Genomic DNA, 15,060 nt, shown 5'->3' with positions numbered 1-15,060 from the left:
CATTATCCCTTGGCAAGTTCAATGGTGTAGGGTTTGGGGGCAATGTATTTATGGCTGAAGTGATGCCAAAAATGGGCTTCGTAACTATTGGGGTTACGCTCTAAACGGCAGTGAAAACCCCTAACCATTTCAGCAAAGGACAAGCCATTTGCCACCACACAGGCTAGAATCTCGGGGCGTACCCGAAGTACCAAGGTGCGGTAACCCTCTTGTTGTTTGATGATCGCACGCACAGGCACGATGCGGAAATTTTGCGTACCGAAGTTAGCCTGCACAATGGGGGCGACCACCCGCTCAAAGGTTTCGTTCATCGGCACAAAGGTAACAATTTGTTTTGCCTTATAGCCTGATGCCTTGAGATACTCGATCAGCTCTGTGGGGTTGTAGGTGAATTTTTTGGTGTAAAAATTGACATACGACTGTGGGGTTTCCTTTTTCAATGTATGGATGTCCTCCTTCCACTGCACCAAGTCGCTCTCTTTAAACTCTAGGGTTAGGCCATCATCGGGGGGCAGCCATCTTACGGGCTGCTCTTTGTGGCTGCGGCTGTGGGTTTCACAAATTTGTTGCCCCTCTTTAAGGGGGTTTTTTAAATTCAGGGTTTTAATGGCACTGTCTCTAGTGGCATCTTGGTTGTAGGGCGTGGCAATGGGCATCACATAGGCGGGTTTGGTGGTTGCGATCAAATTTTCTAGTTGGTTTTTCAAGCCTTCTAAATGACTGGCGTGCAGGCTCTTTTGCGTGGCTTCATCGTAGTTATTGATGCAAAAAGGAAAGCCGGAAGTCCCCCCGCTAAAGGCGGTGCAAAGTAGGGTTAGATCGCTTGGTAAATTAAGGGAATTGAGATAGCCCCCATAGGCGTTGATGATGACATCGTGCCCAGACAAGCACAGATACAGCCCACTCTCCTCCGTGCCATCTGGAGGGGCAAAGACACTAAACTGGAAGAAGGAGCCAAATTCGTAAATCTCGGTAAACTCGAGCGGGTAGATATTGTTAAAGCCTAGTCCCTTTAGGGTTTTTTCCACGCTTTTAGACGCAAAATTGGGCACGATGAAGGGTTTTGTTTTAGACACAAAGGCTAGGGTCTGCGGATGCAAACAGCTGGATCGGTTAGAAGAAATAAAAATAAAATCCGCCTTCACGAGCGCGTGCACGGCTTCTTTGCAGCTTGCCTTCTCTAAATACCCACTGCCTAAAAAGCTAGGCCCTAAAAGCCACGGGTCTGTGATCAAGCTCACTCCCCCCGCTTCGATGTACAAGCAGGCGTGGTTTAAGTAGCGGATTTTAAAATCCCCCTTAAAGCTGGATTGGTAGGGGTTGTTTAGATCTATAGAAGTGTCCACCACTAAAGAGCGCCCCTCCACGCGGCATTTTAGGGGCTTTTTAGGTGTGCCGTTTTGGTAAGTCAGGCTCTCGATGTGCAATGCCCAATGGCAATAAGGGCAAGTGGCTAGGTCCTTATTGTGTTGGAGTTTGCCTCCACAGTGGTCGCAAATTTGGTCAATGATCCACTCCACTTCAGGCTTTTCACCCATTTGGACATGCTTTTTCATCTTGACGATGAACTGTCCAATGTCGTTGATCCCCTGCAATAACCCCCGTGCCGGCACGATCTGCGTGTTTTGGGTGCTCTCAAACAGGCCCACACGACGCAATTTCTTGGGGGCATCTTTGGGGACTGCTTTGACAGGTTTTTTAGGGGCGATGGCCATACGGACTCCTAACGATTGCTGAAGAAGAGATTATACAAAAATTTAATCCTTAAGACCATGCCTGATCCACTCGGCAACCACTTGTGCGCTCCCGTGTTGTAAATATGCCCGAATCTTCTGCGATTCTTGTAAAAATTTCTCGCGATCTAGGCTGTTGTAAAGCTCCAAGAGTTTGGAGGCGTTTAAGTCGTCCTGGATGATCTCAGGGTGCAACATGGTCTGTCCACGCCCCGGGCTCTCATCGTGTAGCGCGTTGTAAAAGATGTTGGCAAGCCCAATGCAGGTTAAATGCACCAAGTTTTTAGCGATGAAAAAGTCTAGGGGGCGGGCTTTATACGCCAAAATAAAGGGTGTACCGATGAGCGCGGCCTCTAGCGTGGCGGTGCCGCTGCAAATGAAGGCAAAGGACGCTTCGTATAAACTCTTGTGCGCGTCAAAGGACACTTCAAAAAGGTTTAAATGTGCCCCATACAGGGCACTTAAGTCCAGCCCTTGAAAGCTGGCCGGTACCACCAAGACCTTTTTGCCCTGAATTTTCTGTGCCACCTGCACGAAAATGGGCAAAATACGCTCGATCTCTTGCTTGCGGCTGCCTGGCATGAACACCACACTCTCGCCCCCCAGCTCGGTTTTTTGGTATTGGATTTCATCTAAGAGAGGATGGCCCACAAACTGCGCCTTGTGTTGGTAATAGCTAAGCTCAAAGGGCAAGATGGCAGCGAGTTTATCGCAATAGCACTCGATGATGGGCGCACGGTAAGCCTTCCACGCCCACACTTGGGGCAGAATGTAGTATAAAATGGGCTTGTTGGGGTGTATCTTTTTAATGCGCTTGGCTAGGGGGATATTAAAGGAGGAGGAGTCCATTAAAAGCACTAGATCGGCTTGTTCAGCTAAACGCGCCATCGCCTTAAGGGCTTTATAGAAAAAGAACAGCCGCCCAAAGACCTCTTTAAAACCCATGATGGAAAAGTCTTTGGGCGATAAAACGGGATTGTCGTTGGGCTCAATGGGGTCGTACACACCTAGCCACTTGACTTTAGGCAAGTGCAAGCGCAGGGCTTTTAAATGGATGTTGGAACTCACTTCTAGGGCACTGACTAAGATTTTCATCGTGGCTCTTTAGGGTCTTTGGCTTGGAGTTTCTCTTGGGTTTGGCGGTCTCTCAGCTCAATTTTAAGTGTGCTGTTTTCTAAGTCTAGCCCAAAGACGCGGTCTTTGAGTACATGGTTTTCTCTTAAAAGTACACGGTATTGGCGGTAGAGATTGTCGGCGAAATAGCGCTTGGCCGGGCGTGCCCTTGCGATGGAGTGGTCTTTTAAATAAATCTCCACCACCTCTAGTGCCTGGGGCAGGGGTTCATTGCTCTCTTGTAGCTCGGGTTTGTCTTTTTCCAGCTGCCATAAATCCCGCTTGATTTTATGCGACAATAACTCTTGACGGATTTCTTGGATTTCCTCTTCCTTACTCTTTTGTAGGGTCTGCAACTCCTTGACCCGTTCTTTGGTCTGCACCATCTGGGCCCGCAAGTCCCTCAGCACCGCCCGGGCGTTTTCGATCTCCTCCTCATAGGCTTGCAACTCTTCTTGAAACTTCTGCCTCTCCTCTTCAAAGAGTTGTACCACCTCCCAGCTCTCTTTCATCTCAGGGGCTTTTTTGATAAATTCCTGAAAAATCGCATCAATCACACCATCTCCAAAGACAGCAGTTGCATTTGGATGCCCTTGCTCAGGCGTACCTTTTGCGACCCGCAATGCCCGCACACTCCATACTCCAAATTGGGCGGGGTGTAGGTTTGTTTGCACTCCAAACACTCCAATTCTACTTTTTCATCCACGATCTCTAAAACCGCTTCCTTACAGATATCCAGCTCTTCTTTAAAGGTTTCAAACGCGCTCATAAAGAGCTGTTTATCCATCCCACAGTGCTCGCCAATGCCTACCACGACTTTTTCAATCTTGGTGGCGTTGTGCTTTTTGGCATGCGCTTCGCACAAATCCATTAAAGAAGAAACGACCGAGTACTCGTGCATGCCTTAGGCCTATTGTTTGAGATTGAGCAAGGTGTTTAGGATTTGATCTGAGGTGGTTACGGCTTTAGAGTTGGCTTGAAAGCCCCGTTGCACCACGATCAAATTGGTTAAACTGCGGCTCAAATCCACATTGCTCGACTCCAATTTAGAACCAGACACGCCCCCCCTGCGCCCTGTATTGGCTGCCCCAATCAAGGCCTTGCCTGAGTTGCTGGTCTCTGAGAACACGCTACCCCCCTCAGCTTGCAAGCCCGCATCGTTGGCGAAGTTTGCTAGTGCCACTTGGGCAAGGGCTAGGCTTTTGCCATTGCTAAAGGCGCCTAGCAAGGTCCCGTTGTCATCAAAGCGCACATCCATCAAATCTCCTGCCACATAGCCGTTTTGTTCGATGGCGTAAGTTTCAGAGATTTTGTCCACGCTGGTGATCCCATCAAAGGCCCCAGCAGAGCCAAAATTGAGCGTGATCCGTTGGGGCGAATCCGAGCCATTGTGGGGGTTGAATTGCAAGAGGGGGGGATTCATGCCTGCTAGTGAACCGTCTTTATTAAAGTGCAAGACCCCATTTTCAAACACATTGGGGCGCTCGGGCGAGCTGCCAATAATCTCGCCAGGTTCGGGCACCACCACTCTAAAGCGCCATTCCGCCCCGCCGGTTTTGTAAAACTCGAGGCGCATGGTATGTTTTGTACCTAGGCTGTCCACGACATCCACACTGCTGGCATGCGTGGCGTGGGTGAGCTTGGAAGTGGAGGTGGACACCCCGCCTTCAATGAGCGAAGCGGTGTTGAGTGCCCCCATGGTTTTGCCAAAGAGGACATTTTTTGTAACTTTATTGGAGGTGTAGTTTGTAACAAAGATGCTGAGGTTGTCTTTTTGGGGTTTGCCATCGTCCTTGTTGGTGATCTCAAACATGCCGTTTTTATTGATCTTCACAGACACGGAGGCGGTGGAGTCTTTGTAACTACTTTTGAGACTGGGGTCTTTAACGATATTGGCATCGTGTTGCATCAACGCCCGCAAATCTTCCGTGGTTTTAAACTGCCCTGTGGTTGAGTCAGCATCGATGCCCTTGGTGTAGCGGTATCTAAAGGCAGTGATGTCTTGATCACCTTTGACAAATTTAGAAAATGCCCCCGTGCCCGCCCCGGTAACGACAATGTTTTTCACATGCTTGTCGCCTTCTAGGTTGTTTTTATTCTCTAGGCGCAATTGTCCATTGTCGATGTAGGCTTCCACCCCCGTTTTGTTTTTCATAGAGTTGATGGCGTTTTGAGCGGCAGAGAGGGTGCTGATTTTAGACACAGCTGAGTCGTTGGTGAAAGAGATTTTTGTCCCGTTGATTTCGACGGTGCTGTTTTGGTTGGTGGCAAGAATGTCCCTTTTAAGCTTGGCATTTTTATAGCTCACCCAAATACCTTGATCTTCATTGAGCAAGAAGGCATCTCCATCCTCATTAAACAAAGAGCCCATGTCCTCGGCAACTTGGGTTAAGTTTGTGGCAGAGTCGTATTGAGGTTTCACACCATCGGAGGGGGTGCGCGTCGAGGAGTCAAGCATGAAAATATTGGCCGTTTGTTCGGCGTGACGGCCGGCGTTTAAGTTGGCACGCATAGAGATTTTAGAGCTGGAACGGGCGGGCATCACCATCCCGGGATCGATGCGGATGTTTTGTAAAGGCTTGGTGTTGTCAATTTTTAAAAGGTCGGTTTCACTCCCCTTAGAGCCCATGTCTTTTGGATCGCGCACCCAGCCCTGCACCACATACCCACCCGTAGTAACAAGGCTACCCTGGGCATCAAAAAGAAACTCCCCGCTTCTGGTGAAGTTGCGCGTCACCCCCCGATCGGGACTGATGACAAAGAAGCCATCGCCCTCAATAGCAAGATCAGTTTTTACATCGGTATTTTGCAAATTGCCCTGTGAGAAAATCTTAGTGGTGGCATCCACGCCCACGCCTAGGCCTACAGAAAAGTCGTTTTGCCCCCCAAGCCCGTTTTTATAAGGAGAGGTGGCGATGAGCTTCACCTGAGAGAGCATGTCCACAAAGGAGGCTCTAGAGTATTTAAAGCCGGTGGTGTTGACATTGGCAATGTTGTTGCTTTCAATATCTAGGGCGATTTGGTGTGCTTGCATCCCGTTAACGCCAGACCATAAAGAGCGGAGCATGGTGATCCTTTAACTGAATTACCAAATCCTAAGCAAAGTTTATTCCAAATTTGGGGTTTTGACAGAATTTATGTGGATGCACCAAAGTCAAAACAAAAATTTAAACAGATTTAAAAAAGAATCAGCACTGCAACAAGCCCCGTTTAAAGTGCAAGTTGCTAAAATCACCGCTTCGGATACCATGGCGGGTCGCCTTTTTGGCTACAAATTGGCGTATGGATTTTTAGCTTTAAAAATCTTATAAGGGTCGGGAGTCGCAGAGGGAGGCACTCCGGAAAGGAGACCTAGCCATGAAGCTATTTATAGCCCTTGTGGTGCTTATGGTGCTAGCTACACCGTTGCACTAATCCGTGTGAGAAGAGGGGGCACCCCGTTTAAGGGGTGCTTGCCCACCACGGGGGCTATTGTACCCGATTTAGCTAAAGTCAAAATTAATCTAGCAATATTGCGTTAACTCTATTGCATTAAGTCTTACAAAGTTATTTTTGACTAGAATGCTGTGCATGAAAAAACCCAGTTCTCTTAAATCTAAAATCGTCCATGCCATCGCTAGGCGCATCAAGGCAAACCAAGCCGAGCGTGCCGGCGTTTTGGCGTTTAAAGAAGAAGTCCCTAAGACCCAGCGCAAAAGTTCGTCCATTTCTAAAGCCCTCTCTAAGGGGGCGTTTGTAGTAGGGGGGTTAGCTATGTCTCCTGTGGTGTTGCAAGCCTGGGCAGGGACTGTTTATTGGATTTCTGGTTCGCATAATCTCAATAGCCAACACAACATTTTAGGCTATATGTCAAGCAATAGCTTTAGCCAAGAAAAAACTTGGCAGTGGGGTTGGGGCTCACATAATGTGTACAATAAATTCTACTACCATAGTGGTGGTGGTATTGATGGCTACTACTGCACCAATTGGTATTGTAATGGCTCGGTTACTTTAGTAGGCAACCAAGCAGGAACCTACACTCTACACCAGCTCCAATACAATGGAGGTGACCTTAATTTACAAATTAATGGGAGTGGAGGCAGTGGAGAGCTCTCTATTGGAGGGGGTGGGGGAAGTCCTCCAAATGTCAATATCACAAGTTATTATGGCACGCACTTTACAGATAATTGGAATGCCCAAAGTGTAAGTTTTACCAGCAAATTAAGCGTAGCTTTCACCACCCTAACCACCCATGGCAACCACGGCACAACTGCCAATAACGCCACCCTAGAAACTTCCAATGGTGGGATCATCAATATCAACGATAGTAGCCATGAGAGTTTTACCAACACCACCTTTAGTGGTAGCGGAGCGATTAATCTTAATAGCAGCAACATTACCTTTAACAATGTAACCTTTAATAATAGCGCAAACAGCACCATTACAGATAATGGCACGCTTAGTTTGCAGGGCAGCATTACCCTGCAACAAAATTCACCCCTAAACAATCTAGCCAGTACCATTACTTTGAGCAATGATGCGATCTTTAATATTACTAAAAGTCTAGGTAGTAGCATATATAACCTACTAGGTACCTCAAAGACGATTAATTACAATGGCTACACCAGCCATTTATGGAATCTCATCCACTACCAAAATGCAACAGGAAGTCTCTATACTGGTGATGGAGCTAACCCAACTTCTGGTAATGGGCTCTACCATGTCGCTTACACCGTCGGTGATAAAGAATACATCTTTGGCGAAACCTTTAACAATAATAGTATCAGTATGCATTTGATCTCTTTTATTGGTCCGCCCCAAAGCATTTGGGATGGGGTGTATTCCCTTGAGGGCACACATAACTATGAGGTAGGAGGTGGGATAGGCTATGTGGATTCAAACAACCATGAGCTTGAGAGTTTTGGGGGGGCATACAACCACAATTTTACCATCAATATTAATCCTAATGAAAACTTTGCAAATGGGACTTTAGTTTTAGGCAACCAAACTCCCACTCCTGTAGACTATACAAAAAATAGTGGAAGCATTTGGCTGGGTGAAAACGATTGGAATACCAACAGCATAACCGGCACTTTTAATGCCCATGATATTTACATGACAAACACCTTTCAAACCGGCAATAAGTGGGGAGGGCATGCGGGCGGTACGGTGAACATGACTTTCCATGCCTATAATAATTTGACCTTAAACGATCTGCACTTTTTTAACCACATCACAGCTATATACAATCACGATACGGATTACTTTACCGCTAATAAAGCCTTAAGTGTTACAAATTCCAAATTTGATGCCAATAGCGGAGGCACACTTACTTTTAATGGAGATGTGAGCAGCACTTTTAATAACAGCATTTTTAACGGGGCTGGTAGCCATTTTGTTTTTGATGCTTCCGATCACCAAAGCCAAAACCCCACCATCACCATGCAAAACTCCAACTTTACAGGGAATCTAAGCTCAGTTGCTATGCAAGCAAAGAGCATTGCTCTTACAGGGGTTAATTTCAACAATACAGGCAACTCTAACATCAGCCTTTCTGCTAGCCAAAGTTTGAACCTCACCAACACCAGTTTTAACGATGGTATGGCTAGTGTCTCTTTAAACGCAACCAACACCTTGAGCGATGCAGGCACTAGTACTCTCCATGCTAAAGACATCAATGTTACTGCCCAAACGGCAAGCTTTACCAACACCACCTTTGAGCTAGACCCCACCACAAATGGCACGGGCAGCTTTAAAGTCAACAACTTAACCTTCAACAACGATACCTTTAATGGGCTTAGTAATTATAATTTTAGCAGCACAGAAAACACCACCTTTTTAGGCACAACAACCATCTCCACCACGGATTTAAGCACCAACCCCAACAGTCCGTTTAAAACCCTAGGGGGCAATGTTACTTTGGGCTCTAACGCTCTCTTTAACATCACAAGCTCTTTGAGCAACACACCCTACACCTTGTTGCATGGCTCTAACATCAATTGGAGCGATGATAGCTATGCTAAAAATCTGTGGAACTTGGTGGATTACCAAGGAATGAAGGGCACACTCCTACAAAATGATGGCAACAACACCTACACCGTAGCCTTTGGGGATACCGTCAAGGCCAAAGAAACTTTTAGCCACGACCAAATCACTTTAACTTTATTGACCCAGACTTACGACCTTTGGCCGGATGTCTATAACATGACCCCCGGTTGTGTTTCAGGCTCGATCTTGGGGATACAGGGGTGCTTGGGTTGGGCTAAGGGGCGTCATGACTTGCTGACTGGGTATGGCTATAAAACCTACAATGTTAGTGTGGGGGCAGGAGGCATCGCCTACATCGACCCCAATTTAAAAAACGCCACCGCTCCCTATTACAACCCGGCGGGCAAACAATTAACCGCATACAGCTTTGCGGGCAATGGGGGGACTTATGACATCCAAGGGCAGGGGACTTTAGTTTTAGGCAACATCACCACTCAGGCGGCCAGTGGAGGGCTGATCCAGTTTGGCGGAGAAGGGGCCAACCCGGGCTATATCGTGGATGTCTTTAACGCCTACAACATTTACTTGACCAATGGCATCAGCGTGGGCAATTTTGGGGGCGCGAATGGGGCGAAGTTGCCCTATGGCGGCGGGGCAGACATGACCTTTAACGCCACAAATAACTTGACCACCGATGGGCTGACCTACACCAATAACCTCACCTACTTTAACCAGGCCTGCGCTATCCTCCCCTCGATTTTTGGTAGCGTTTGTCATGCCATTAAACCCCAGGCTTCTAATGCCTATTTTGTAGCGGGCAATACCTTAGATGTGCAAAATTCTAATTTTTCCGACCATGTGGCTGATTATGGCGGTTTGTTTGGCTCTTTCCAATTTATGGGAAAACAGCAGGTGGATTTCACGGGCAGCAATGTGCAAGGCAACCGCACGAAAGTGTATGTGCAGGGCAGTCAGATCAATCTTGCTAACTCGGGCTTCTTTTTAGGGGATGAGTCTCACATTGTACTGACAGGGGATACTGATAATTTAACTCAATATATGAATGGTTCCAACCCCAAAAAAACGCCCCAAGATATTCCCGTACAAGGCACACTCACTGCTACAGACACAACCTTTAACCTCAACACGGGCAGCAGTGTAAATTTTGCCACCAACACCACTCTAAGCGGCAATAGCTTGGTGATGTTAAATAATGGGTCGATCTTTAAGCCCACCACACACACCTCCGCCACGAGTGCCACCTTTAAGGGCATTGCTAATATTCAGGGCAACACCCAAATCGATGCCCAACAAAGCCAAGTTACCTTTAGCCAAGCCGCAAATTTTAGCGGGACTGCACTTTTAAGCTTATTTGAAAACTCCAGCGCCACTTTCAACGGTTTGGCAAGTTTTGCAGGCAATTCTTTAGTCAATCTCGACTCCAACAACACCATCACCTTTAATCAGGGTGCAAACTTCACCGACAACGCCAGCGTGATGTTGCAAGGCAGTGGGGCTAGTGCCACCTTTGCAGGTAGCAGCAGTTTTGCCAAAGGCACGAGCCTACAAGTCAATGCCGGGGCGAGCATACACGCCAGCACGGGCAGTGTCGCTTTCAATGGGGGGCATGTGAATGTGTCTAATGGCTCTGTGGCTTTAGATAACATGAGCTTCAACGGCGCACAGCTCAACATCCAGGGTAACAGCACCTTTAGTGCAAACCAAGTGAGCAGCACCGGGGACACCAACTTCGGGCTATATGGCAGTGGGGATTTAACCTTTGGGTCTTTAAATGTGGCTAGCGGCGTGCTCAACATCAACAGCCAAGATACCCGCACCAGCCCCCTCATCAGCGTTGGGGGCAACTTCAATGTAACCGGATTGCTCAATTTGGGCAACATCAACCTCTCTGGCGTGCTAGGCAAGGGGCAAACGCTCACCTACGATGTCCTCAATGCTAAAAACATCAGTGGCATCAGCGGGGCAGATGGGTATCAAAAAATCGAACTTGGGGGGCTACAAATCACCAACACCAAAGAAGCCCCTGTAACCTACAACGCCGCTAAAGACAGCTGGAGTTTCGTGAACCCCTTAAATTGGGCGCAAATCATCACTGAGAGCGTACAAAACGGGCATTTAGAGGTTACAATTTCACAGAATTTAAACCCCATCGCCACCAATCTTTACAACATCGCGCCCGAACTTTATTTTTATAAACAATCCAACACCCTTAAAGACAATGTCTACAGCTACACCGACAACCGGGTGGGGACTTTCTTCTTAGATGGGCAGATCAAGGGAGTGTATGACAGTAATGGGGTGCAAGAAATCCCGGGCACTTACGATGCCTATAACAACCCCAATGGGCCGTTAAACATTTTCAACACGGGAGTGAGTAAGGGCAATTTAATGGCTTTAGCTGGCATTGCCAGCGACTTGTTGCCCACCATAGAACAGCTCTTGGCCTCGGGGATTTTAAATGATTTGAGCGATCCTAATAAACTTTGGCAGGAGTTGCAAAAAATCCAAATCAACCTAACCCCTACACAAAAGCAAGCCTTGCTCAACTTCATCAACGGCTTTGACAGTCACATCAACCAAACCTTCAACAACGGGGCCTTGGTCGTGGGGGGCGAGCAAGTGGGGCAAACTCCAGGCAGCAGCACGGTGTGGTTTGGCGGGGCTGGCTTTAATGGCCCTTGTGTGCCTAGCACAGAGGAGCAAAGCATCAGTTGCCAGTTGGGACGGCACACCTACTTAGGGCAGCTTTTAAACTCGAGCTCCAATGCCCTAGGCTACATCGAGGCGCAGTTTAATGCCAAAAATGTTTATATCACTGGGACCGTGGGTAGTGGCAATGAAGAGGGCACGGGGGGCTCTGCAGCCGTGAGCTTTAACAGCGATACAAATCTAGTCCTAAATAAAGCCAATATTGAGGCCCAGGGCACGGACCAAATCTTTAATTTATTCGGTTTTGGCACGGTACAAAAGATGCTAGGCCAGCCCCAACTAGGCGAGCTCTTGGGGCAGTGGATTTACGACAAGGCCAAGGGTGGGGATTTGATCCCCCAAGGCTTACAAGGCTTGATCCCCAGTGGGGTGGCTAACGCGACTTTGGGCGAAATCTTTAACGCGCAAGACATGGCAGCTCTTACCCAATTGCCCGGCTTTGCTACCGTGGTTAAAGACATTTTGACACACCAAAGCGTGAGCTCGCTCTTTGGACCTAATGGACTCGTTGAAAGCTTGCCTACGAGTGTGCAAAATGAAATTGATGGCAAAATTGAGGCTGGCATCACGCAAGGGCTTGAGAGCGGTAAATTAAGCGGGTTGGAGCAGGGGCTGGTGCACAAGTTGCTAGGCAGCATTGAGGGCGGGCAGGGCGTGAGGGGGATTTACAATTACCTCGACAATAACTTTGGCAACCAAACCTTGTGGAATGTGATGGATGAACTCGCCCCTTGGACCAACATCACCCTTAATAAGGCCCTTGCAATGGGAGACACCCCTGCTGCTACGAAGATGATGCAAAGCTTCATGGATAAAACCACTTTCGGGCAAATCTTCAACATCATTTTCCAAAACAGCGCGATCATCAATAAAAGCGCAGAGTGGTTAGGGCCACAGGTGTGGGGCGTGATCATGAATATGGCGATCAGTGATGTGCTCAATCCCCCTAAAGCCCTGAGCAAAATGGTAGATGATGTGGGCGCAAAACTCTTAGACCAGATTTTGGGCAGCAACATTTTAAACACCCTCACGCAACAAAAAGCCCTAGATGGCATCATCGGCAACATCATGAAAAACAAGGGGCTTGGAGGGTTGTGGTCGCAAGGGCTGGGTGCGCTTTTGCCTCCCAACATCAAACAAGCGATGGAAAAAGCGGGTGTGGGCTCTTACCTTGCACCCAAAGGGCTTAGTGCGCTTTGGGAAAAGGGGTATTTCACCTTCTCAGCTAATGACAATGTGGTGAGCAATAACAGCACCTATAGCAACGCCACGGGAGGGGCACTAAGCTTCATTGCCGGTAAGTCCATTGTCTTTAGCGGCACCAACAACATCAACTTTACCAACTACCAAGGCACGCTCAATTTCTACTCCAACAACCTCTCCAACATCAATCTCTCCAGCCTAAATGCCACCGATGGACTCAACCTAAACGCCCAGTTTGAAAACTTAAACATTGCTGGTGGGCAAATCAACCTCAACCAATACGAGAGCTTGAATGTCAGTGCCAATAACTTTAAATTCTTGGGCACCATCACTGACACGGGCGGGGTTATCGACTTTTCAGGGGTTACAGGGGCGAATGTCATCGGTACATTGAACCTGCAAAAAAACAGCACCCTAAGTACCAATAACCTTAGCATCTACAAAGCCTTTAATAACCAAAGCACCAATGCAATCAGCGTGGGCAACGATTTAAACCTCTACTCAGGCGCGACCCTAACCACCCAAGCGCAGGGCATCAATGTCGGCGGGGCACTCAACAGCCAAGGCGACTTTGTGTTTAACCTCAACAACAGCACAAGCAGCACTGCCCCGAGCAACACACCTTTAATCGAGGTGCAGGGCATCGCCAACCTCCAGCCCACCAGCAACAAAACCCCTTTGATGGTGCTAAACGCTAGTGCCAGCACCGATTACACCTTGATCGATTCTGATAAGTGGATCAACTACAGCCTTTACAACCAAACCCTTGACCCCAATAGCTGGAAGGATTATTTAACTCTTTACACCTACCTAAACATCAATGGTAAGAGCATGCAACTCAATAAACAGGGTAATGGGCTGCTCTACAATGGCAAAGCGGTGAGCATCGCCGATCGTGGCTTGTTGGTGAGCTATCAAAACGCCCAAGGGCAGACTATAAACGCGTCCATCGCCTACAACAGCATTAGCGTTGGGGTGGGTAAACCTTTAAATGTGGGCGCGCCCAACATCGAGCAATACATCGCTAACATCCAAGGACAGAGCAGTGTGGATGCGGTTTACGCCGCCGGGGGCTCTAGCGTCATGTCTTGGCTCAACCAGTTGCTGGTGCAAACTAAGAACACTCCGCTCTTTGCCCCCTATTATTTGGAACACACCTCTCAGGCTAATCTGGTTAAAATTGCCAAGGACATCTCCAATAGCATTGACTTAGTCGCTAGTCCCACTCTTAAAAACAACGCTACAGATATTTTACAAATCAACACCTATACCCAGCAAATGAGCCGCTTGGCCAAGCTCTCCAGCTTTGCGAGCAATGATGAACTCCCTGACTTCCACGACTTTTTAGCCAGTCTAAAGGGCAAAAAATTTGCCAGTGCCGTGCCCAATGACATGGACATCATCACCGCCTATTCGCAACGCAATAAATTAAGAAACAATCTATGGATCACCGGCGTGGGGGGGGCGAGCTTTGTGGCTGGGGGGACAGGCACGCTTTATGGCATCAATGTAGGTTATGATCGCTTCATTAAAGGCGTGATCGTGGGGGGTTATGCAGCTTATGGATATAGTGGCTTTCATGGCAATATCACCAACTCCGCATCCAACAATGTCAATGTGGGGATTTACAGCCGGGCGTTCTTAAAAGGAAGGCACGAGATCACGGGCAGCGCGAACGAAACTTGGGGCTACAACAACGCCTATATCAGTGCCACAGACCCCATTTTATCCGTGGTCAACCAACGCTATAAATACAGCACTTGGACAACCAACCTGCGCGCCAATTACGGCTACGACTTCTTTTTCAAAGATAAACGGGTGATTTTAAAACCCCAAATCGGCTTGGCCTACTACTACATTGGTCTGTCTGGTTTGCAGGGCATGATGAACAACCCCTTTTACAACCAATTTAGAGCCAACGCCGATCCGGCCAAGAAATCCGTGCTCACTCTTAATTTAGCTTTAGAGAGCCGCCATTACTTTAATAAAAATTCTTATTATTTTGTGATTGCTGATATTGGGCGGGATTTGTTTGTATACTCCATGGGCGATAGGGTCGTGCGCTTCATCGGGGATGACATGTTGAGTTACCGTAAAGGCGGGATGTACAACACCTTTGCAGGCTTAACCACAGGCGGTGAGGTCCGTATCTTTAGGTCCTTTTATATCAACGCTGGCATTGGGGCGCGCTTTGGATTGGATTATAAAGACATCAACATCACGGGCAATGTAGGGATACGCTATGCCTTCTAAGCTTATTTTAAGGGTATATGGGCTAGTATCTAGTTCCCCCTCCTTTTTGGCCCCAGGAAGT

The 15,060-nt window shown here is 47.9% G+C and carries 6 protein-coding genes; 1 reads left to right on the top strand and 5 read right to left on the bottom strand.

Features of this window, described 5'->3' with window-relative positions:
- Positions 1-2 precede the first annotated feature (2 nt).
- From AOG36_RS03640 to flgE, 5 genes are read right to left on the bottom strand one after another with little or no spacing between them, the layout of a single operon-like run.
- Positions 3-1,715 (bottom strand): MBL fold metallo-hydrolase, encoded by a 1,713-nt coding sequence (locus AOG36_RS03640; protein WP_015106507.1) that lies wholly within the window; start codon positions 1,713-1,715, stop codon positions 3-5.
- A gap of 42 nt (positions 1,716-1,757) precedes the next feature.
- Positions 1,758-2,828 carry a lipid-A-disaccharide synthase gene (gene lpxB, locus AOG36_RS03635; RefSeq protein ID WP_015106506.1) on the bottom strand — a complete coding sequence of 357 codons (1,071 nt, stop codon included), beginning with the start codon at positions 2,826-2,828 and terminating at the stop codon, positions 1,758-1,760.
- Positions 2,825-3,403 (bottom strand): nickel-binding protein Mua, encoded by a 579-nt coding sequence (gene mua, locus AOG36_RS03630; protein ID WP_015106505.1) that lies wholly within the window; start codon positions 3,401-3,403, stop codon positions 2,825-2,827. The genes lpxB and mua overlap by 4 nt, the downstream gene beginning before the upstream one ends.
- Entirely contained in the window at positions 3,400-3,747 is a 348-nt protein-coding gene (gene hypA, locus AOG36_RS03625) for a hydrogenase/urease nickel incorporation protein HypA (RefSeq protein ID WP_053825492.1), read from the bottom strand. Before hypA ends, mua begins: the two co-directional genes overlap by 4 nt.
- Positions 3,748-3,756: 9 nt before the next feature.
- Entirely contained in the window at positions 3,757-5,913 is a 2,157-nt protein-coding gene (gene flgE, locus AOG36_RS03620; protein WP_015106503.1) for a flagellar hook protein FlgE, read from the bottom strand.
- A 503-nt stretch (positions 5,914-6,416) separates the two neighbouring features.
- On the opposite strand from flgE, the gene AOG36_RS03615 reads away from it, so the two are divergent.
- Entirely contained in the window at positions 6,417-14,999 is an 8,583-nt protein-coding gene (locus tag AOG36_RS03615) for a vacuolating cytotoxin domain-containing protein (protein WP_053825491.1), read from the top strand.
- The last annotated feature ends 61 nt before the right edge of the window (positions 15,000-15,060 follow it).

The organism is Helicobacter heilmannii (assembly GCF_001283065.1).
In the GTDB taxonomy this organism is placed as follows: Bacteria; Campylobacterota; Campylobacteria; order Campylobacterales; family Helicobacteraceae; genus Helicobacter; species Helicobacter heilmannii.
This window is presented reverse-complemented; position numbering and strand designations above follow the sequence as displayed.